The 21,473-nt window shown below is 71.0% G+C and carries 18 protein-coding genes; 9 read left to right on the top strand and 9 right to left on the bottom strand.

Features of this window, described 5'->3' with window-relative positions:
* Window positions 1-102: 102 nt before the first annotated feature.
* The gene (locus tag OG413_RS46070) at window positions 103-5,940 is read left to right on the top strand and encodes a hypothetical protein (RefSeq protein ID WP_266815920.1); all 5,838 of its coding nucleotides are present in this window, start codon (window positions 103-105) and stop codon (window positions 5,938-5,940) included.
* 290 nt (window positions 5,941-6,230) lie between these two features.
* Complete coding sequence (locus OG413_RS46075) at window positions 6,231-6,857, top strand: type II toxin-antitoxin system Phd/YefM family antitoxin (RefSeq protein ID WP_266815921.1); 627 nt, start codon at window positions 6,231-6,233, stop codon at window positions 6,855-6,857.
* 86 nt (window positions 6,858-6,943) lie between these two features.
* Here the strand turns inward: OG413_RS46075 and OG413_RS46080 are convergent, their stop codons facing one another.
* The 3 genes from OG413_RS46080 to OG413_RS46090 form a co-directional block, all read right to left on the bottom strand.
* Window positions 6,944-7,306 (bottom strand): hypothetical protein, encoded by a 363-nt coding sequence (locus OG413_RS46080; RefSeq protein ID WP_266815922.1) that lies wholly within the window; start codon window positions 7,304-7,306, stop codon window positions 6,944-6,946.
* Window positions 7,307-7,446: 140 nt separating this feature from the next.
* Window positions 7,447-7,599, bottom strand: coding sequence for a hypothetical protein (locus OG413_RS46085; RefSeq protein ID WP_266815923.1), 153 nt, complete (start codon window positions 7,597-7,599; stop codon window positions 7,447-7,449).
* 207 nt (window positions 7,600-7,806) lie between these two features.
* On the bottom strand, window positions 7,807-8,016 hold the full coding sequence (locus tag OG413_RS46090) for a DUF397 domain-containing protein (protein WP_266815924.1): 210 nt from the start codon (window positions 8,014-8,016) through the stop codon (window positions 7,807-7,809).
* Between the two features lie 138 nt (window positions 8,017-8,154).
* Here OG413_RS46090 and OG413_RS46095 point away from each other — a divergent pair, with 138 nt between their 5' ends.
* The 5 genes from OG413_RS46095 (at window position 8,155) to OG413_RS46115 (ending at window position 10,934) form a co-directional block, all read left to right on the top strand.
* Complete coding sequence (locus OG413_RS46095; RefSeq protein WP_266815925.1) at window positions 8,155-8,430, top strand: hypothetical protein; 276 nt, start codon at window positions 8,155-8,157, stop codon at window positions 8,428-8,430.
* Entirely contained in the window at window positions 8,423-9,445 is a 1,023-nt protein-coding gene (locus OG413_RS46100; RefSeq protein WP_266815926.1) for a zeta toxin family protein, read from the top strand. The genes OG413_RS46095 and OG413_RS46100 overlap by 8 nt, the downstream gene beginning before the upstream one ends.
* A gap of 111 nt (window positions 9,446-9,556) precedes the next feature.
* Entirely contained in the window at window positions 9,557-9,751 is a 195-nt protein-coding gene (locus OG413_RS46105) for a hypothetical protein (protein ID WP_266815927.1), read from the top strand.
* A 94-nt stretch (window positions 9,752-9,845) separates the two neighbouring features.
* The gene (locus OG413_RS46110) at window positions 9,846-10,046 is read left to right on the top strand and encodes a hypothetical protein (RefSeq protein WP_266815928.1); all 201 of its coding nucleotides are present in this window, start codon (window positions 9,846-9,848) and stop codon (window positions 10,044-10,046) included.
* A 108-nt stretch (window positions 10,047-10,154) separates the two neighbouring features.
* On the top strand, window positions 10,155-10,934 hold the full coding sequence (locus tag OG413_RS46115) for a hypothetical protein (RefSeq protein ID WP_266815929.1): 780 nt from the start codon (window positions 10,155-10,157) through the stop codon (window positions 10,932-10,934).
* A 113-nt stretch (window positions 10,935-11,047) separates the two neighbouring features.
* On the opposite strand, the gene OG413_RS46120 is transcribed toward OG413_RS46115, so the two are convergent.
* Entirely contained in the window at window positions 11,048-11,527 is a 480-nt protein-coding gene (locus OG413_RS46120; RefSeq protein WP_266815930.1) for a ribbon-helix-helix protein, CopG family, read from the bottom strand.
* Between the two features lie 250 nt (window positions 11,528-11,777).
* On the opposite strand from OG413_RS46120, the gene OG413_RS46125 reads away from it, so the two are divergent.
* Window positions 11,778-12,500, top strand: a complete 723-nt coding sequence (locus OG413_RS46125; RefSeq protein ID WP_266815931.1) for a C40 family peptidase — start codon at window positions 11,778-11,780, stop codon at window positions 12,498-12,500.
* Between the two features lie 192 nt (window positions 12,501-12,692).
* On the opposite strand, the gene OG413_RS46130 is transcribed toward OG413_RS46125, so the two are convergent.
* Genes OG413_RS46130 through mobC form a run of 3 tightly spaced genes read right to left on the bottom strand, consistent with a single transcriptional unit; the run spans window position 12,693 to window position 16,059 of the window.
* Window positions 12,693-13,841 (bottom strand): hypothetical protein, encoded by a 1,149-nt coding sequence (locus OG413_RS46130; RefSeq protein WP_266815932.1) that lies wholly within the window; start codon window positions 13,839-13,841, stop codon window positions 12,693-12,695.
* A 17-nt stretch (window positions 13,842-13,858) separates the two neighbouring features.
* Window positions 13,859-15,628 (bottom strand): mobilization protein, encoded by a 1,770-nt coding sequence (locus OG413_RS46135; RefSeq protein ID WP_266815933.1) that lies wholly within the window; start codon window positions 15,626-15,628, stop codon window positions 13,859-13,861.
* Window positions 15,625-16,059, bottom strand: a complete 435-nt coding sequence (gene mobC, locus OG413_RS46140; RefSeq protein WP_266815934.1) for a plasmid mobilization relaxosome protein MobC — start codon at window positions 16,057-16,059, stop codon at window positions 15,625-15,627. Before mobC ends, OG413_RS46135 begins: the two co-directional genes overlap by 4 nt.
* 244 nt (window positions 16,060-16,303) lie before the next feature.
* Between mobC and OG413_RS46145 the strand changes: the two genes are divergently transcribed.
* Complete coding sequence (locus OG413_RS46145; protein WP_266815935.1) at window positions 16,304-16,675, top strand: hypothetical protein; 372 nt, start codon at window positions 16,304-16,306, stop codon at window positions 16,673-16,675.
* Between the two features lie 58 nt (window positions 16,676-16,733).
* Here the strand turns inward: OG413_RS46145 and OG413_RS46150 are convergent, their stop codons facing one another.
* Together OG413_RS46150 and OG413_RS46155 are read right to left on the bottom strand one after the other, a co-directional pair.
* On the bottom strand, window positions 16,734-18,404 hold the full coding sequence (locus OG413_RS46150; protein WP_266815936.1) for a hypothetical protein: 1,671 nt from the start codon (window positions 18,402-18,404) through the stop codon (window positions 16,734-16,736).
* 424 nt (window positions 18,405-18,828) lie between these two features.
* Window positions 18,829-21,207, bottom strand: a complete 2,379-nt coding sequence (locus OG413_RS46155; RefSeq protein WP_266815937.1) for a DUF6248 family natural product biosynthesis protein — start codon at window positions 21,205-21,207, stop codon at window positions 18,829-18,831.
* Between the last annotated feature and the right edge of the window lie 266 nt (window positions 21,208-21,473).

Raw genomic sequence — 21,473 nt, forward strand, 5'->3', positions numbered from 1 at the left:
ACGGTGGCGCAGGTCCGCCTGGGCGATCTCATCGCCGAGGGCGGGACGCGAGGCGAGGCAGTCACCGAGCTGCGGTTCGGCAGCAATCGCCGGGGCAGCGTCATGGGGTTCTCGACCCTTGACGTGGCCAAGGGCACCGCCAACGGCTTCGCCCTGGACTTCACGGATGAGGTCCTGGTCGTGCCCCGCGAGCGGCGGGCACCGCAGGACGTCGCCGCGGTGTTCGGCCGCCACAGCAGCCGCAACCAGGTCGCCTTGGAGACCCAGCGGGCCTACGACCTGCACGCGGCCGTCACGGAGGTCACCACGCACGTCTGGCCGGACGGCACCGGCCCCCAGGACGAGATCCGGGCGCTCAGCGAGGCGATCGGGGCGATCGACGCGGCCCCGAAGGGCGTGGACGCCTACCGGGCCAACGCCGCGGCGATGGAAGCCGCCGACGCTGCCGCGGCCGCGCTGTTCGCCGCCACCGACGACGACATGCTCAACCACTACGTCGGTCTGCCGCTGCACCGGCTGCGCCAGCACCTGGACGTCCAGGCCCAGCGGCTGCACGTGGATGTCGCCCACCTGATCGAGCGGGCGGCAGAGCGGGCGGCCGCCGCGCCGGCGGCGGACACAAGTACCGCCGACGAGACCGCCCCGGCCGCCCCCGAGGAACAGGGCACACAGGACCAGCCAGTCGAACGCACCCCGGAAGGAAAAGACGTGGCCTCCCAGGGCACGGGCGAGACGGAACAGCTCGGATTGTTCGGCGATCCGGCAGAGGGCCCGGCGGAGCCGGAGACGGCCACGGGCAGCAGGGCCGTTCCTACTGATGAACCACTTGCCCAGTTGGCGATGACCGAGGACGGGCGAGGGGCGCAGCTTCAGGCGGAGCTCATCGAGGGCGAGACGATCGCCCCCGTGTCGTTCACCGACCGGCGCGAACCGGAGGCGGGCTGGATTCTGACAACGGCGGCCGGGCACACGTTCCGGCTACGCCCTGTGACGCACCCCCTTCCGGATGAGGATCACTGGGAAGCCGGTCACGACGCTGACGGCTCGTACTGGTGGGCCGTGAACATAGACGACCGGCCCCTTAACACCGTGCTGGCGCGAATCCGCGAGGACTCGGCGACCCGTACCCGGTTCGCTTCCCTGTGGGCCCGGTACGGGCACCTGACGGCGCAGGCCCCCCAGTTCGAGACGACCACGGACCGCGTCCAGCTCGAAGAGGGCGTGTACCTGGTCCGCCGATTCGGCCGCATCGGCCTTATCGCGTCGTGCCGGTGGGGCTGGGAGCACCTGACCGACCCGGACGGCGCGCAGGGCCACACCGGTGAGGACTGGTCCCGGAAGGGCCCGGACAACCGGCAATACGTCGCCGAGTGGAAGATCTGGCACTCAGCCCAGGACACCATTCCGAACGCGCGGCTACGCGTCGTGGCCCAGCTCACGGACGACATGGCCGACACGCCGGACGCGTACTGCGACGCGTCGCAGCCGTACGTCGGCAAGTGTTCAGCGAAGCGCTCGGGTGCCCGGTACACGGTCGCCGTCGACACTGACCAGGGCAGCGAACTTGGCTGCTACACCGTGTGCGCGCGGTGCCTGTCTCACCGCCTCCTGAACTCCGGGGACAGGAACGTAGATCACCGCGACGTTCAGAGCCTCGTTGAGGCCCTGGCCAAAGGTGACCCGAAGGTCGGCGACCTGCACTGGAAGCAGTGGCCTGACCGAATCGCTGAGCTTGCCGGACAGATGCTGTCGGCCGCACTGGATGCCGGAGAGACCGCCCCGTGGCCCGCCCAGGCTCTGACGGATCAGATCATCGCCGAAGCGTGCGAAGCGGGCGACGACCGCGCCATGCGCGAAGCGCGAGCGGAGGTGAAGGCTGCGGGCGGGGACGCGAAGGCACGGAAGCGGGCGGCAGATGAGGCGTTCGCAGCACGTCAGGACCGGGCCGCGCTGGTCGCCCGGCAGGGCGCGACCCACATGGAAGCGACGAACGAGGCCGTCGCAACCCTCGGACTCGCCGGCTCGGCGGTGGAGGGCAGCAACGCGACGCCGGAGCCTGCTGAGGAGGCAGCGCCCGCCGTCAACGTCAATACGCTGACCGTCAGCCCGCAGAACCGCAACGGGGAGCCGTCCTCGTATCAGTTCGCCGTCGCCGGCCCCGGGCTGACCGTTGGCGAGTACGAGATCTCCCACGATGCCCAGGGCAAGGGCGCGCGGGGGATCATGTGGCGGGCGACCTGGCACGGCGTTGAGCCGTCGGGCCGGTGGGACGTGATCAGCATCGGTTCCGGCGAAGGCGAGAGCGCGGCCCTGGCGGCCGTCGCTGAGCATGCGGCCAAGGCTGGCGGGGACTTGACCACCGGGTTCACCGCCGCCCGCCGCATGCACTATGACGCCGGACTGTGGCTACTGCCGGAAGTCGGGGAGTCCGAGGCAATCCAGTACCACCCTGACGGCTCGTGGACGATCACCGCTGAGACCGGCGCCCTGTACACAGTCCGCCGGGAGTGGCAAGGCCGCACCGCCTCCAGTGACCTGGCGCCGCTCCTGATCGAGGACCAAGCGGGGACCTTGATCGCATCCTGCACCGCCGTCGACAGCTACATGTCCGCATGGGCGCCGATGCTCGAACGGCTCCGCCTCCACGCCACGGCGGTTGCCGACGAGGTGCCGCACGCGACGGCCGTCACCCTGGGCGGGCCGGGCCGGAACTGGGTCGAGGCGTGGTGTGTGTGCAGCTGGACCGAGCGCGCCGATGTCACCGAGTACGCCGACCGCACCCCCGCCGGTGAGGCACTGGCTCTGGCGCACTACTCGGAGACGTCGACTCCGGATGCGGCTCCGCAGCCCCTCGCAGCCGTGGTGACGCCGACGCTGGACGACGTCGTACCGACCGAGCCTGTTGAGACACCGGCCGCCGCTGAACTGCCGGAGCTGGACGTGGTGCTCCTGGACGTGGACGTGCCTCCGCTCGATCCCGCCGATCCGTACACCACCGACGAGGAAGCGCAGGCGGACATCGACCGGCTGGGCGAGGCGTTCGCACGGTGGGACGCGCTGCCCACGGTCCAGCGCTACTACGACGCCGACCTGCAGCAGCGGCCCGACGGCGCCGGGAACCCGGCCAACCCCGTCGCCCAACTGGCGGCGGCGTACCGGGATGCCGGGCAGTCCCTGCGCGACGGCCCGGCAGGCTCGCCGGACGACCTGGTGCGTCAGGTCCACACGGTGGCGGTCTGGAGCGGTGCCCTGGAGCCCGTGGTTGGCGAGGACCTGCGCGGCCCGCTGGGAGAGGTACGGGAGGCCGCCGCCCTCCTGGCCTCCCGCTCGCAGGCGACGGTGGAGGCCTTCGAGACGGAGCTGGCCGCCCTCGCCGCGAACTCCGCAGAGCAGAACACCACCGGGACGGAGAGCGCGGCCGCCGAAACGGAGCCCGACGAACCGGCGCACGTGGACGTCGACGACGAGCCGGAAAGCCGCACCGAGCCGGAACCCGGCGAACCGGCCGCCGACCCCGACTCTGCGGAGCCGTCTGCGGACGCGCAGACCACGGCGGACACCGAGACGGACAGCGTCACGGACGACGGCCCGGCGCCGGACCCCCAGGAAACGCAGGGACCGCCGGCCGCCGTCGACGACGCCCCGGAGGACACCGTGGCGGACGGCGCCGCGGACGGCGATCCGGCGCCGGATCACGCGCCGGACCCCCAGGAACCCGCAGTCGCAGTCCCGGATGAGGGGATGCACGAGGCACGGCGCGAAGCGTCGTTCCTCGAGCAGGGCCGCCCCCCGACGGCGGACACCGACCAGCAGACACCGGAACCCGGCACGGCGGCCGCGCCGCCGGAGCCTGACCCGACCCCGGCGAGCGAGGACGCCCCCGGTGACGAGACGGCGCGAGACGCTTCGGAGGAACCGACCATGACCACCCCGCCCAGCGAGCCGACCACCGAGGAACCGCCCGCACCCCAGCGCTACTTCGAGACCGTCACGCTCGCCGGAGACCCGGGCTACCGGCTTCGCCTGTCCGGGCTGGACGGCCAGCCGGTCGACTCCGGAGACGTACTGCGGGGCAACCGCGTCATCGCCACGGTCCACCCGCGCCCCCAGGGGGGATGGTTCGCGCGGCTGGACGCCGACCCCCTACCCAGCGACGTCACGTACCTGGTCGACGCACCACAGGACGCCGCGGTCCACGCTGCGGTCATGTACTCCGCCTTCACCCACGCCCTGTACGGTCCGCCGCCCGGCGCGGCCGTCGCTGACGAGACCCGGCAGCGGGTGGACGTGCTGCGGGCCGACCTGCGCGACGCCGCCGTGTGGCATCGCGACGCAGTAACCAGCGCGGCCGCCCGGGCCTACCCCGACTTCGAGCAGAACGAGCGCTTCCGGGAGCTGGACGGCAACCTCGATGGCCTGGCGGCCGCGGTCTCCGATGCCCACGGATCGCAGCAGATGTCGCAGTACCTCGACGGCATCCAGCGAGCCGTCAACAACTGGAGTGGCGTGCTGCCGGACGATCCGGGCCACCTGGAGCGCCGTCAGCTGGCCTTCCCGCTGGCCAATCTGCTGTACGACTCCCGGCGCATGCAGGACCAGGTGCGGGCCACGCTCGCCGCGGTGCAGGCAGAACAGAAGATTGCCCGGGCCGAAGAGGCCGCGGCCACCGCTGCGCTCAGTCGGGGCTACCTCGCCGACTACCAGGCCGGGCGCCCGCCTCGCGACGAAGGGGCCGCCGCGGCGACGGACACCGGGTCACCGCAGGGAGCCACAGAGTCCGGCAGTCCCGAAGTCCCGGACTCACAGAGCACCGGCCCGGTCCGAGAGGAGTCGTCGACAGCCCTAGCAGGGGCGACCGCAGACGTGCCTGGCCCGGAGAGCCCAGACGATCCCACGGCCCCCGAGGATGACGGTCCGGCTCTCGACGCCGCCGCCGACGGAATTCACCAGGCGCTGGAGGACGTTCTCCGTGCCGCCGATCAGCCGGAGCCTGCCGCTCCGGAGCCTGGCGAGCTGCCGCTGTGGACCGGCCCGGAGGCCCCGACTGCGGACACCGCAGCAACGGAGCCTCCGGCCGGACCGATGGACGTCCGCGCGGAGTTCCAGGCGGTGATGGACGCCTGGAACGAGCACGTGCCGCAGGAGAACGGCACCGCGCAGGACCTGGTCGCCGCCCTCGACGCCGACCTCACCACGTTGCAGCGGGCGTTCGCCGAGGCCGTCACCCCGGCCGCGCCAGCGGAACCGTCCGCCATCAAGGAACGGACGGACACCGACGCTGAGAAGTCGACGGAAGCAACGGCGGCGCCCGTTCCGCAGCAGGCCGCCGCCGTCAACTCCGCCCTCCAGCAGGCTGATGCGCACGCCGCTGCACTCCAGGACTCCCCGGAGTGGCAGAAGATCCAGACGGTGCGTGGCGCGGTCGGCCACCTGGTCCGCGTCATGCGGGAGCGGGCCGGGGAGCACTTCGACCGGCTGATGGGGGACAACCGCGTCGACGGGTTCTTCCGCAAGGTCTCGATCAACGTCTGCGAGAAGGTCGCCGGGTGGGCGCAGGCGGCGGCCGACCGACTCCGACGGCGGGGCGAGGGGAAGGAGGCCGACGCTCCGGCCGCCGATGCGCTGCGGAACGTCGCGGATGCGGCTGCCGACTACAGCTCCCCCGGCGGGGGCCGCAGCGGGCCGCCGCCGGCATCGCGGGACACCGCGTCCACCACGGTGGACATTCCGGCGATGCGCAAGATGGGGGAGGCCCTGGACCGGCCCATGCCCGGCGCGGCGAAACGAGTCTCCGCGGCGGCGGCAAGGGGCCGGTCGACCACGACCGGCAAGCGGCCGGTGAAGGGGGCGAAGAAGTCGGCCAACGGCAGCGAGCAGGCCGGACACCTCCGCCGCAGCGGTGAGCAGCAGACATCCCCGAAGCCCAACCAGCAGCGCTAAAACGGCGAGCAGCTGCCCGGCGTCCGCATCGGCGATCTTCTCGCCCGCGGCAAAGGCGAGTATGCCCGGGATGACCGCGAACAGCATGATGACGGTGCTCGGGGGCCGTCGCCGTACGTATGGGACAGGGTGGTTCAGACTCCTCGGGGGCCGTCGCCGTCGTGCGGGCCGATTACGAGCAGTGGGCGCCCACTTCCGCGAACGGCTGCGGTGCGCTCGACGGACAACTCGGCAGTTGGGGCGCCTATCTGACTTGACCTCAATACCTTAAGGACCTTAAGGTATTGAGTATGAGCAAGAAGGTCGGGATTGAGAAAGCTCGCGGGATTCTGGGTGAACTCGTCGCCGAGGTATGCGCCTCGGGGACCGATGTTGTCCTGACCCGCAACGGGAAGCCGGTAGCGCGCATCACCGCCTTGGAGGACACGACCGTGACCACAACCCTGCCGCTGACGATCACGCGATCCACCTGGGAAGAGGAGATCACGCCTCACCCCACGAGCCGTTGGGTGCTGGCCACCGAGCGCGTCCGGCAGCGCAACACGATCATCGTCCTGTCGGAGCCCGGAAGCCGGGAGAGCCTCGGGCAGGTCATCATCGGTGCCCTCCACGATGACGAGGACCTCATCCGGGAATGGGCCGAGATCCTGACGCAGACCGTCACCGTGCTGGAGGCTGCCCGGCCGCGCATCGATGAGGCGCTGGCCACGGTCGAGAGGGCCCGTCTTGAGTGGGAGACCTCGGACGCCGGGGCGGAGTCCCGCGAAGCGCGCGATGCCCTTGACGACGCCACACGGCAGTCCGAGGCCCTGCGAAAGAAGATCTGGTCCCAGGTCCGCGACGCCTGGAAGCTCCACGACAACCCGCCGGCCGCATTCAAGCGCTGGTACGAGGGAATCGACTCCCTCGTACTGTGACACCTCGAAGCGTGGCCTCTGCCGGACTCTGATCCGGTAGGGGCCACGCTTGCGCACTCCTCGGGGCCGTCGCTGTCGTGTGGGGATCAGTGGGCGGCAAGACTTTCTACCGCTTCCACGCTGTAGGAGGTGACGTGTCCGCAGGGCCAGGGATCCCAGCGATGAGACATCGGCGCGGGCCGCGTCTCCGGGTCGTATCCGGCCCCGGTGATCCGCTCCTCCGCCGCCGCCCGGTGGTTTGGGCACACGTAGATCACGGCGTGCAGGGTGCCGAGACGCCCCGGGCCGGGGGTCATGGCTTCGGCAATGAGCGAGGCGCCCGCCTCGCACGTCCAGCCGGTATGGGTGTCCACCGTCGTCGTGGGAGGCCGCGTCTTGCCCATCACCGGGCGCCCGAACCGACTTGCCGCCCGCCTCGAACTGTCCGGCTCGCCGATCTTCAACTCCATGGGGTCGATCCTCTCAGTGGCAGCCGTAGGTGCGCAGGAGTTCGCGGGAGGCTTGCTCTGTTGGTCGGTAGGCAGGATTCCACAGGCGGCCGACGGTCCGGGAGTGTCCCGGGCCGTCGGCCGCCGCACGGTCGGGGTGGTCACCCCGTGCGGGTCGGGAGCGCGGCGAGCAGGGACTGGTGCCCCTTCTTCGTCGCGCGGACGGCCTCCCAGTCGACCCGGGGCGAGCGCGTCACCCGGTCGAGGTCGGCCTGCCGGTACAGCCGGACGACGGTGCCCTTGTGCCCGTCCACCAGCTCACGGCCGAAGCTGCCACCGACACCTAGTAGGCCAGCGCGGAGGTGTGCCGCTGTGCAAGCTGCGGCCAGCAGCTGACTTCCACCGTGGGACCGGCGAGGGCCCCGAACCGTAGTTCGGGGCCCTCGCCATGCGCAGACTTTGACGGCCGAACGCGAATCGCGCGGCGGTGGACGCCACGGCGGCGTGCCGGGTGACTGGGGTCAGACCAGCGGTCCGTGCTCATCCCTGGCGCAATCGGCGAGGAAGGTATGCCAGGCCGCGGCAGCGACGGCCAGCGGGAGGCGGCAGCGGTCCTTGGAGTCCCGGATCAGTACGCCCGCACCGTCCGGGCGTACCCGGGCCTCCACGCAGGCGTCCTCGAAGTCGCCGCTGTAGGTGCTCTTGTGCCATCCGCTCGACGGAAGGGACATGGGGATTCTCCCTGGTGGTTGGTGGTGAGGAATCGGGCTGATCACCGACGTCCGCGTATGGGAGTGTAGAAGCAACGGGCCGTACAGAAAGGCCTGTTGCTCGACGAAGGGACGATCGTGGTACGGGGGAGCGGAATCATGTCGAGCAGTGCACGGCCGCCGCGGTGGACGGCGGCGGAGATGGACGCCTACGAGCAGGCGCGGGCTCTGCTCAATGCGGTGATCGCCGCCTACAGCGGCCGGATCGGCGCGGCACCCAGTCGGGAGGCCGCGCGGGCCCTGCGCGAGGAGCGCGCACCACTGCTGGCGGAGCGGGACAGCCTGACCGCCGACGACCGGGAGCGGGTCGCGGAAATCCTCCGAAGGATGCCTGAACTGCTCCGCAGCGTGCGTGAGGGCGGCGTCGGTGAGTGAGCCGGAGAAGCCGCCGCGGCGACTGTCGGACGAGCAGCTCGCCGACATCATCCGGGAAGACGTACTGCCGGGGCTCAGCAGCCTGTCTTCGCAGACGTCGCCCCGCATGGTCCTCCTTGGCGGGCCCCAGGGATCCCGGAAGACCACGCTGCGCCCTCTGGTGGCCGAGCAGCTGGGGCTGAGCGACGTCCTGTTTTACGACGGCGACGACCACTATGCCTTCCACCCGCACTACGACGCGCTTGCCCGCGAGCACGGAGTCCTGGAGGCGGCACGCCTGTGCGGGCCCGACGTTGATGTCCTGCGTGCCGCGATCCTCAACGAGGCGTCCACGCGACGGCTGAACATCATGTTCATCGGCCCGTACACAGGCCAGGAGTACACCCTGGGGCGGGTAGCGTCCTTCCGGGCCGACGACTACAGCACCGAGCTGGCGTACACGGCGCTGCACCCTGCGCTGTCCCAGCTCGGCGTGATGGACCGTCACCGCCAGGCGCTGAGTGATGGTCCCGGCTACAGCTTCCTGGTCTCTCTGGAGTTGCAGCAGGCCATCATCGACGGAGTCCCGGCCATCATGACGGTGGTGGAGGAGCGGGGGCTGGCCGACGCGCTGCACCTCGTCGACGCCGGTGGGGTCGCCTTCAGTAAGTACCGGGGTCCCGGCGGCACGTGGTCACCTTCCAGGCCTTCGAACGAGGCGGTCGAGGAGATCCGGCATCAGCCGTGGGACCCCGCTACCCGTCAGGATTTTCTGCGGCGGCGGGAAGCCGTGGCCGTGCCCGCCGGGGAAGATCCCGAGAGGTGGGGTAAGCGGCTGGCCCGGGTCGATGAGCTGGCCGCTCCGATGCTGGCACCGCCGGGCGCAGGGGCTCGGGTCAGTGCGCAGGCGGCGCGGAAACGCTCCACCACCCTGCCTCTGTCCAGGGCTACGAAGAAGGCGGCTCCATCGCCGACTCAGCGGCCCGCTACGCCCCCGGCGCCCGGACGGGAGAGCAGTTCCGGCCGGGCTCGCTGATCCTCGGACTCGTGGGATGTCGACGTCCCGGCCCGGAACCCGAAGCCAGATCCCCTAACCCGTGGACCCTCCCGTCGTTGAACGGCTGAGAGACCAGCGAGTGGAGGCAGGATGGACGCCGTAGACCTGGGGATCACGCCGACGAAGGGACCGAGCTGTGAAGGTGTCCGCGACCTGATCGTGGACCTTCTGGCATCGCACTCCCTGGTCACCTCTGTCGCCGCGCTGCAAGCGCCTCGGGGCGACATCGGGGTTCGACTGGAGATTGGCGGACTTGACTTCGAGGTCTGGATCGAACCCGCGTAGGGCACCGATTCCGCCCCCGCGCTGGATTGGATCACCGCGCGGGTCGACATCAAGGTGCTTCGAGCGACGGGGCGAGGGTGCAAAGGTGCGAGGTATGAGTACTACTCAGGAATGCGACCACGGCTCCGGCTACTACTGCTGGCTTTGCACAGATCCGGCAGGACTGGATTGGACAGCCGCGACGGTCCGCCGGGTGGTGGTGCCGTGGGAGGACGAACCGGTCTCCAAGCACGACTGCTCGGACGACGACGGCGGGGCGTGCGACTGGGATTGTCACCGGGTGGGCGATCTCTGAGCTGGACCGTTTCCGCCCCCTGGCTCTATGGAGCGGCCGCAGGCGTGGCTCGTCCATGTTGTCAGCTTCAGGCTGACAACACTCACTTGTCAGCGCTAGGCTGACAGCATGACGACGAACGAGGCACCTCCGGCCGATCCGCCACACCCGTACACCGAGACCGGGCTCGCCCGGCTGATGCTCTCCGACGCCTACCGGGAGACCGCCGATTTCGCGCTCGGCGGGATCTCGCCCGGCGCCGACAGCCACGCCCGCCCCGGCGAGTTCGCCGAGCAGGCACTGCGCACGCTCCGCCGCGCTGAGAACGCCCTGCGCTGGGCCGTGGTCTACGAACGCGAGCGCGGGACCTCCTGGGACGACATCGGTGATGCGCTGGGGCCTGTCACCCGCCAGTCCGCGCACCGCCGGTTCGCCGACGTCGTCGAGCAGTGGCGTGCCCCACTGGAGGACCCGGAGTCCGTCCGCCTCGACGGCACTCCCGAGGACCCGCGCATCCCCTACCCGGCCAGCGCACCCGAAGAAGGCGCGACCAGCCTCGATCGCTGGCTGCTCGCCCATAGCGCTCCGTACGACTCCTGGGCCGAAGGGGAGCAGCCGGTCAGCGGCTACCTGGAGCGCCACAGCACCACCTCTGCGCTGATCGCCACCAGGAAGTACACCGAGCGGCTTCTCAAGGACCAGATGGTCCCTGACCCGCAGAAAGAGGCCGACGCCGCCGACTTCCACGCCGATCTGCTGGAGCGCCTGGTCCGCGAGGGCGAGGCCCCGCCGGTGGCCACCGAGTGGATCACGAAGGACCGCGTCCGCGCCAAGGCCCTGCGCCAGACTCCCGGCCACGGCGTCACGTGGGAGGACATGGACACGGTCAAGTCCGACGACCAGCGGTGATGGACTCACTCTGAACGGGTGGAACCGCGGCCGAGCTGGAGTTGCATGGTGGACCGCTCCCGCCGACGCCGAAGCCCCGCCCAAAGATGGGCGGGGCTTCGGCGTCGTGGGGGTCAGCCCGGAAGCTGGAGGCCGGCGGTCACGAGGCTGCGGATTACCTGCGCGCGCGAGGTCCCTTCGGCTGCTGCCCGTGCGTCCAGGGCGGCCAGGACGTCGTCCGGGAGCCGGGCCTCGACCTTCGTGCCCACTGCGGGGCGTCCGCCGACGCTCATCGGGCCAGCCTCCTCCTCCACCGGGCCGAACCACGTCTCCACAATGTCGTCGTGCTCGTTGCGCTCCAGCCATTCCTTCGCGGCCACGTCGCTCATGAACGTATAGAGCGGCTGGACTCCCTGCCGCTGGGACCAGGTGCACCGCACCCACCGCCCCTGCTTCGTACGATAGAGGGACTGGTGCTCGAACTCGCCGACCCGGTTGACGGAGACCTCGTTGCTCCCGTCCCACACGGTCGCCTCGCTGTACTCCTTAGCCGACTCCTCGCGGAACCATCCCTGCAGTTCGCCGTCCCGGCTGTAGACATTGATGCGACCCATGGTCATCCCCTCGATTCTCCTGCGGAACATTTCCGCATGCGTTAACAATGACGCTAGTTCTCGCATGCGTCAAGCTAGTCGGTGGTTCTCGCATGCGTTTTCGGTTTCCGTTGGATGGCTCCCTGGGGTGTGACCGAGATACGCGCCAAAGGGGGTGCCATCCTCGGCGTCATGCGTGAGGGCACTGTGACGTAGCCGGTGAAGCGTCCAGCCGTCCAGATCCTCGATGCGGTCGGGTGAGGCGAGGGGGTTGGCCAGCAGTGACCTGCACAAAGAAATAACGATCGAGGGGGCCGGGAGTTCGGGCCGCTCCCGTACGGCAGGAGGGCCGCCGGGCCGACCGGCGGCCCTCCTGCCGTACGGCGGGCAGTTCAGTCGGTGCCGTGACTCCAGGCGCTGGGCACCACGCTGGGCAGGCGGTGCGCCGCCGAAGACGTTCGCGAACGGCGAGACCTACAACTACGTGAAGCTCATCCTGTCGACCATGGGCCGCTTCAAGGGCCCCGGCCTCCTCACCGTCTCCGGGTCCGGCTCGGGCGCGGACGCCCTGCGCAAGGCGTCCACCCGGATGGGCACCCCGTACGCGTACGGAGGCGGCGGACCAGGGGGCCCCTCGACCGGCTTCTGCGACGGCGTCAACGGCTACCTCAACGACACGTGCTCCGCATCCAAGACCATCGGCTTCGACTGCTCCAGCCTCGTCCAGTACGCCTACTGGCCCAAACTGAAACTGCCCCGCACGGCTCAAGCGCAGTACGGCGCCACATCCGACCGGCCCGTCTCCCGAAACGACCTCAAACCCGGCGACCTGCTGTTCTGGGCAAAGGGTGGAAGCGGCTTCATCTACCACGTCGCGATGTACGCGGGCGACGGCAACGTCCTGCACGCGCCGCGCACCGGACGCAACGTGGGAGTCGCACCGCTCACCTCGGCAATGCCTGCGGGTGACTACGTCGGCGCGACCCGCCCCTGACCCCTGCATCCGTGGCCCGTCAAGAACTGGACACCGCAGCAAGGAAGCCGCCAGGAAAGATCGGTGAGAAGCCGTCACAAGCACCCCGGTCAGCGCCGTTTGGCCGGACAAGCAGGTTGGGAACCTACACCCCGAAACGGCGTGTGCCGCAGACCCGAAAGGGCCTGCGGCACACGTGTGTCAGGGCGCGGACTACTTGGTCTTGCCGCCCTTCGCGACGGGCCCGGTCTCCCGGTGCGGAGCCACCGCCGGCGAGGTAGGCGCCGCGCCCTTCGCCGCAGTCGCCTTAGTAGGTCCCACGCTCGGCGACTGCGACCGGGCGGCGGTGGTGTTCACCCTCACGCGGGACTCCACTGGGGCATCCCCGGCCGGACGGTGCAGTGCGTCAGCGGTGGCCCGGACCAGCCGCGTCCCGAGCTGTGCGGGCGGCCCGTCCTGCCAGGACGTGTCCTTGGCCAGACGGGCCAGATGCTCGCGCACCGGCTTGCTGTCGGTCTCCATTTGCGCCATCCGGCTGACCAGCAGCGGCCACTGGCGGGACGCCACCAACAGGTCCGCCTCCCTCTCGTGCCCAGGCATCGCCTCACGCACCCAACGGGTGTACCGCTCATTCTCCTTTGGAGAGATGGCCAGCTGCTTGAACGCCCGTTCGCGATCCGACAGGTCGAGGTCCCGGGGGAGGTCCAGCCCGGTCGTCAGTGGTCCGTACGACAGTTGGGCTTCCCGGCTCATCGCCGGTTTCGCGATGGCCCCGAGTCCTTTCGACACTGCCTGCTCAACTGCCAGCACCTCATTGTGCGCGGCCGCCAGGACCTCGCGCACGTTGACGCCCTTCTCCTCCAGCTGGGCCATCGTCGCCGCCATCTCCGGCCAGGCCGGAGAAGTCAGGATCGCCTCGCGCAGGGGTCCGGCAGGCAGCGTCTCGCGTACCGCCCGTACCCACTCGTCGCTGCCCGCCTCCCGTGCCTTCGCTACGACCTGGTCGCGTACGTTCACCGTGATCTCGCCGATGCGCGGCAGAATCTGGTCCAGGTCGACGCCCGCCGTGCGCAGCGCGAGCAGCTGCTGCGCGAGCTGCGGCCAGTCCGCCTCCTTCATCAGCGCTTCGGAGATGTCGGACGGCAGCAGCCGCTGGACGTCCTTGCCGACCTCGTTCACTGCCTCTTCGGCAGTCGGCAGGTCGTCTTCCTTCCCCTTCTGCTTGCGCTGCTGGTGGCGCCGCGCGGCGTCCGCGATAGCCATGACCAAGCGCGCCGCCATGACTGCGGTCTGCACCGCCTCGGCGGAGGCTTCCGCGAACGCCTCCCCTGCGCGCTGCTCCTCTGGTGTCGGTGATGTCATCTCGCGCTCTCCCCTTGTTAGCGGCCCCGCTTCGGGCCCTTGCGCTGCTGTTCCTCGCCGGGGGGCCTTTGTGTCGGCGAGGGCGCCCCCTGCTTGCGGTCCGGGCCAGTTCGTCCGGAGCCGCCGGCTGGTACGGCAGTCGTACCGCTACTGGAGGCGACAGCGGCCGGACCCCGCTGCCGCTGCCAACCGTCTAGGCGCCATACAAGCACCTCGGCGACCGAGTCCGCAGAGTTCAATTCCCTCCGGGCGGCGACCGTTGCCAGGACATCGCCCGGTTCGTCACCCGCCTTCTCGACCTCTGCGAGCCGTGCTCTCAGTGCGGGCCACGCCGGATCGGCCAGGATGTCACGGGCGTGCTCGGGGACGGCTTCCTGGACGGTGCCGACCATCAGACGGGTTCCCGGCGCCATGGCCGCGCGACGCCCGGTCCCCGTCCGGGCCGCGGCGCGCTTGGGACGGGGCTTGTAGTCGCGTGCCGCGTTGGCTCCGACACTCACCTCGACGGCCTCGTGCAGGAGCCGTCCGGCCCGTCCGGCGGCTTCCGCCTGGACGCGGTGCTCTTGCGCCTGGTGCCAGCGCTGGGAGGCTTCCACGGCGGTCACCAGGGCGAGCAGGAAGCCGAGTGCGGCGACGGTGTCATTGCGGCCAACCGATGACACGGAGCGGGTGAGGACCTGCGTCGACTCCCGGTACAGCGCGCGTGCCTGACCCTCCATCTGGCGTGCGGCCGGGGCCCGGGATGCCCGCTCGAACTCGTACGCGGCCTTCCGCATCTCGCTGCGTACCAGGTACGGGGAGACAACTGCGGCAGTCACGATCAGGTCCCCGAGTGCAGTCACGTCTCCGGCGCCCTCGTGCAGTCCCCCGGCACCGAGCTGGTCGGCGGCGGCGCGAACCTTCTCCGCTGCTGCACGCCACGCATCCGCCGGCGCGGCCGCAGAGTTCAGCGGCGGCCCGCTCCAGCGTTCGCGGACGCGCGGCAGAGACAGATCCGGGGCAAGCCTCGCACCCGGGAACCACACCGGCTTCTGTCCGCCGTCGCGGTCGCCGGGCATGGCCACGGAGTAGCCAGTCACGTTGCCGTCCGGTGCCACGCGCTGCTTCACGCGCAGCCCGGCTGCGGCGATCCGGGCGAAGAAGTCGGTGTCACTCACGGCCGCGGCCGCCGCCTCGCGTACAGCGCGCTGGAGCGTCTCGCGGGGAGTTTCGGGCAGTCCTCTGCGTGCGGCCTTCTCGGCCTCTCCGGTCTTCGACCACCTGCGGGCGGTGCCGTCAGCATGGGTCAGGCGGCGCAGGCCGAACTCGACCTCGAACCCCCGCGCGGTCTCCTGCATCCGGAGCTTGCTCCAGCTCGTGTCCGGCTGGCGGTCGTCCTCGCGGGCCCGGGTTGCCACGATGTGAATGTGATCGTCAGCGTGGCGCACGGCCACCCACCGGCAACCCTGGTCGTCGGTATGCGGGGCGATTCCGGCGGCGTGCATCATCTCGCGCGCCACCCGGGCCCACTCCTCGTCGGTGAGTCTCCGGTCCTCCGGTGGGTTGCGCACCGCCACGTGGAAGACGTGCAGCGGTGGTCTCTTGCCCGTCAGGGCACGTACGGGTGCGTCCAGCAGCATTGCGAGATCTGAGATTGAGAACTCATCCGACTTCACCGGATCGGGCACGAAGGGGTCCCACGCCGCGACCATGTGCGGGTCTACGTGTTCGTCGCGCTTGCCGGGCCCGTAGAGGTAATAGAGCAGTCCGGCGGTGTCGTCGCCGGGCCTCGCCTCCTTCGGGATCACGAGCGCGGCCGCCGCTCTCTCATCACCTGCAACGTGGCCTCGTCGACATGCCGGACAGTCTCCTTGACCAGTGCCAGCACAGCTCTGATCTGAGCGTTGGTCACCTCGCCCTCGGCGTTCAGCACGTAGGCCAGTTGGTTGAGGTTGTTGCCGACCCGGCGCAACTGACCGCGGGACCGGATGAGTTCCTGGAGGACAACCTTGGCGTCCGCCGAGACGGGCACCACCTGTTCAGTGGCGACGGCCAGGGATGCCTGACCGACCCACGATGCGAGTGCCTGGTTCTCTCGGTCGGCGGCCTCCTGCACGATCGCCAGTTCGGCGTCGTTGAAGCTGACCTTGAATCGGTGCGACCGGGCCCCGCCCGGCTCGCGCCCGCGGCGTCGCGCCGAAGGCCGCGGCGCCTTCTCATCCGCCGGCGACTCGTCCACGCTGGCGCCCCCTCTCCTACCCCTCCCGGTCCATCCCTGGACCAAGATCGATGACGGCCAACCTAGTGCAGACCGGCCAGCGATATCCGGTTACTGGGCCCAGTAACCTACAACTCGCTGCCTGTGGTTACTGCCCCCTATAAGGCGGCGCCTATTCATGACGTGCGGTCAATACCGCTACCGTTCGCGGCATTCCACCCGCATTCCGGCGGGCCGCCGGAATGACAGACGCTACGATCACCGCATGCCAAGCGCTGATGAGATCTTGCAGAAGATGAAGGAAGTCCAGGAACGCCGGATGGCGGCCGCGGGCCCGCTGGTGGACGTCCTGGCCAAGCGGAGCACCCTGCTGGACCAGCTGGCCGAACTCGACGAGCCGTACGGCAAGGCGTACGTCGATGCCGAGACGGCGGGATGGACTGCGGAGGAACTGGCGAGGCTGGGTGCCGACGAGCCGGTGAAGCGGCCACGGAAGCGGTCGCGGCCGACAGGCAGGAAGACCGACGGGAAGGCATCGGGCACGGCCCCGGCGGCCGCCTCGCCGGCGAGCGGCATCCCGTCGCAGGACGGCGCCTCCTCGCCCGGCGGCGTGACGTCCGGCGCCGCCTCCGGCTGACCCGTCCAGGCACGACGAAGGGGCCCCGCAGCGCGGGGCCCCTTCGTCGTGCCTGCCGTCAGATGGCGGGCGTTCGGTCGGCTTTCTGTGCGGGGACGCGGTGGGCGAACAGCATCTGCAAGAGCATCTGTCCGCCCTCCTCGGCCTCCGCCGGGCGGTACAGACCCTCGACGTACGCCCGCGTCTTGGCCTCCCACCGGGGGTCTCCGAGGATGCGTCCGAACAGCGCGGCCGCCACCATCGGGCAGACGATGTCGGCGCGGCCCTGGGTGAGGTTTCGGACCCCGCGGCCGCGGCCGACGTGGTGAGCCGGGTAGCCGCCGGGGAGCCCGACCAGGCGGCTGATGTCCTCCAGCGTGATCCGCTCGCCGGTCTCCGCACACGTCCACCCGTAGGCGGTCGCTGTGATGCACGTCGACGGGAGGTCCGCGCTGCGGGAGCTGCCTCCCTTGGCCCGGCCGGTGATCGGGTCCACGGGGCGGTTCCCGCGCGTCAGGTAGTTGCGACCGGCGGGCCATCCGACGACCTCGGCGAAGGTCGTGACGGGGAACGGCTGGGTGGGCGTCAGGTCGACGAACGGGCGCTCGCCTCGGTAGGCGGCCATCAGGCGGCGCTTGCGGTGCGAGGCGGAGCCGTAGTCGACCGCGTCCAGCGTGAACGCCTCGGTGGTGTGCCACCCGGCCTCGCCCAGCCGGTCCATCAGCGCGGCCTCGATCCGGGCGGGCAGGGCGCTCGACTGCTCGACGGCGACCCACTCCACGCTGCCGCCGCGGGCGAGCATCGCCAGGGGCCAGATCACCACCTCCGCCATCAGTCCGGCGCGGGCGTCCTCCAGCTGCTCCAGCGGCTCGCGGACCTCGTCCCACGTCATCCGGGAGCGGGGCGCGTAGCCGTCCTCGCAGCCGGGTGCGACGTCGCCGCCGTCGGGGGTGACGACCGGGCAGAACCCGGCGGCCGCGGCGGCCTCCAGCACGGTGCGCTCGATCAGCTCGATCGCGCCCGCGTAGTGGCCCTTGCGCAGACCCGACGGGTTGTACGCCTGGCACGGCGGGGTGAGCGCGATCCCGGTGACGTGCTGGAGGCACGGGTGCTCGGGGTCCAGGTCGGTGACGTCGGCGAGGATGACGCGGTGCCCGGCGGCCGTCGACGTCGCCACGGCGCCACGGTCCAGGTCGACGCCGACGACGTCGACGTTGGCGCGCAGGATGCGCAGGATGCCGTGCGTCAGGCCGCCCGGGCCGGTGAACAGGACCACGATCCGGGGACGGATCACGCGGCCCCGGCCGTCCTTCTCCGGCGGGAAAAGCCACTCCACCGGCCACGGTCCCGCGTACCACTGCAACAGCTCGTACGTCTCGCGGTCCAGGGCCACCAGCCGCTCGGCGGCCGTCGCGGCGGCGCCCTCGGACTCCAGCCGGTCCAGCGTCATCGCGGCCCGCTCACCCTTGGCCGCGCGGCCGCACTCCCCGGCTTCCTCGACCTCGCCGTCGACGACCGCGTACGCGCACTGGATGACGCGGAGCATGGCGTCCAGCGCCCACCCCTCGGCCTCCTCGCCCGGGTGCGCCTGCGCGAATTCGACGAGCAGATCGGCCGTGCGACGGCACTCGATCAGGTCCGGGTGCCCGGCCGCCTGGTGCAGCGCGGCCGCGTCCTCCACCTGGTCCTCCGCCACGTCGGCGAGCCACTCGGGCAGTACCGCCCGCTCCCCCGCTTCGGTCTCGATCATGTGTCCCTGGCCCTTGTCGTTGAGGTCTTCGGTGGTGCCGGTCCGGGATTCCCGCCCCGTGCTGACACTGCTAATTCAATCAACTTTTAGGGGTCAGGTCAAGGTGTTCGCGCAGGTCACATACCGTTTCCGCTCCGGCGTCGGAACGCCGTACGACGGCCCCGGTCGGGGGGCTCCCTCGTCGGTCGGGCAGGCGTCAGCCGCCGCGGGCCGTGTCGGGGTGCCGGGCTCGCCGAAGGCGACCGCCGCAGGCGGCTTGGCCTGGCGGCCCGGCGCGGGCTGTGGCCCCCTCGGGGTGTCCGTCCGGCGAGGGAGCCCCCCGGCCGCCCCCACCCCGCACCACCCACTCACCGCAAGGTCGGTATCCGTCCCCCCGCCCCCTTGGAGAGAGGGCCAGGGGGTGTGGGGGGCAGCGCCCCCCGCGTCACCACAAGGCGGCCTGCACCGCGTCCGGTTCGGATGTCCGCGCGGGCGCAGCGGCCTGTACGGAAGCAGGCTCGGGCGCCGCCGGCGGAGCGGGCTTCGTCTTCGCCGTCGGACGGGCCGGTGCGGGGCCGTCCTTGGGGCACTCGCACCGGCACCACCACACACACGGCTCGCCCCCCGGCCGGGGGATGAACTCGGCGACGGTGCGCCCCTGGTGGTTGGTCACCCAGTCCCGGTTGCCGTCAACGTCCGGGCCGTTCTTCTGCCGGTGGACGCAGATGTCGTGCCGCCCGGAGAGGCAGTTCCAGCACGTGCCCCGCTCGCACATGCTCCACCGCTGGAAGCCGAATGGATACCTGTCCTCCGTCGGCTGGAAGTGGGCGGGCCATGCGTGCTCGCGCACCCACGAACCGTCCTCCTCCGGCATCGGCGACGCGTTGGGGACCGGGTCGGTGATACCCATGATCAGGGCCCCTTGGAGGTTGAGCAGCGGCATGTCCTGCACCCGCTCACGCTCCTCCGGAGTGAGGATGCGCTGCGGGCGCCGGATGACCGTACGGACGTCGTGGGCGGGCCGCTGCTCGCGGACGGAGCGCGGTGCGAACAGGCGTCGCAACAGAGGCTGATCGGCGCGCGCCGGTGCCGTCACCGGTACCGTCGCCGCTGCCGGATCAGCGGCCGTGGGGACGGGCGCGCTCTCCGTCAAAGCCGCGTCGTCCGCGCGCCGCGCCTCACCCTTGAAGTAACGGCCCTCGGATCGCAACGGGTAGCCGCCGCTGCGCTTCGGGAGCGGGGTGAGGCGGGCGTCCTTCGCCGCGGGTCCGGCGAAGCCCTGGCGCTCCGCGCGCCACACCAGACGGGCCACCCGCCGACCGGTCGGCGACTTCACGAGATGGCGGCGGCCGTTGCCGTCCAGGCGCACGTCCAGCAGCCCGGCCGCCCACAGTCCGGTCACCCGGGTGCGGGCCACGCGCTTGTTGACGTCCCAGCGGTCCGGGACGCAGTCCAGGGCCCAAAACCCGTCGTCGAACTCGGCCAGCTCGGCGTGCTCGGCCCATCCCAGTACGGTGCGCTGCGCGTCCGACAGCGGCCAGCGCTCCGCTTCGGTGATCTCCTCCTCGGTGAGCAGGTCGTCGGCCGCACGGTGGGCGTCGTCGTAGTGCGCGTGGGCCGCTTGAGCGGCCTCGTACTTGTCAGACCACTTGCCGGGCAGCTCGACACGGATGCCGCCCTGGCACCGGCCGCACTGGATCGTCCACCAGTCGTGGAGCCGGGTCGACAGCAGCGGCAGGAAGTACATGCCGGACGGGAGTTCCGGCCCGGTCGGGACCGGCACCACGGCGGGTGCGGCGGCCGCCGCCGGCGCGTCCTCGACGGCCGGGCGGGGCGCCTCGACGCCGGGGCAGTAGCCGCCCTCGTCCTCCCACTGTTCGGCGGCCTCGCGCGCGGCGCGGGTCTCCTGCTCGACGAGCGTCACCGGCCGCCGGTACCGGCGCACGGTGCTGGATTCCAGGGCCGGGAGACGGCGGGCGGCGGCCTTCTTGTCGTCCATGCGCTTGTGCCGCTTGGCGTAGCGGGCGTAGCGGGCCTCGTACGCCGCCTTGTCGCTCTCGTACAGACCCTCCGGGTGCAGCCGCGCAAGCTCCAGGGCCACCTGTCCCACGGGGGTGAGTACGAGCCGCTGAACGCCGTCGGCCTCGGCGACCGTGACGAGGTATCCGGCGTCGCCCAGGGCCTGCGTGCGCTCCCGGCTGACCTTGCGGCCGCCGCTCCACACGCCGTGTTCGGCGGCCTGCCGGGCTTGCCCGTCGCGCCCGTACAGGCGGCCGGTCTCCGCGGCCTCCAGCACCCGCACGTGTCCGGCGGTCCAGCCGAGTGCGGGCACGATGCCCTTGGCGAGATGGGCGTTCATCGCGGCCAGGTGCCGGTTGTCGGCATCCATGCCGGTGGCGGCGCGGTCGGCGGCCTCCTGCTCGGCCTCTGCGCGGCGTCGCTCACTCTCCCGCTCGGCGTGCCCCTCGGGGGTGAGCGTGCGCTCCAGCTCGGGGCGAAGTGCGGCGGCCGTCGTCTCGACCCCGGCCGCCTCCTGGGCGCGGACGGCGTGGTCGACGGCGCTGCTGGCGCAGTAGCGCAGCGCACTGTCCGGCATCTCCGGGTCGGCGGCGTACTCCTGTGCGCGGGCGGCGTGCCGTTCGGCCTCGACGGCCTCCTGGTGCACCGCGTGCATGACTTCGTCCCGGTGGGCCTCGGTGCGGGAGGTGCTGCGGCACGCGGCGCTGAGCGCGAGGTCGTCAGCGGCGGCGGCGAGTGCGGCGGCCTCGCGGGCCACCCGGAGGCAGGTCTCGGGGGTGGGCTCACCCGCGTCGGTCTCGGTCATCGGCCCGTCCTTGTCGTTGAGGGTTCTCGGTGGTGCCGGTCCGGGATTCCCGCCCCGTTCCAACACTGCTAATTCAATCAAGTTTTAGGGGTCAGGTCAAGGCCTTCACGCAGGTCACATGGCGTTCCACTCCGGCGTCGAATCGTCGGAGAAATCAACCGGGCGGGAGACAAACCACGCGACGGTGAGACCCCGGCGATCCGCCACCAGGTCCGGTCACAGCGAGGCCCGGCTGGCGACCAACTGCCAGCCGGGCCACCCACTTA

Origin of the sequence: Streptomyces sp. NBC_01433 (assembly GCF_026340105.1) — a bacterium.
Lineage (GTDB): Bacteria > Actinomycetota > Actinomycetes > Streptomycetales > Streptomycetaceae > Streptomyces.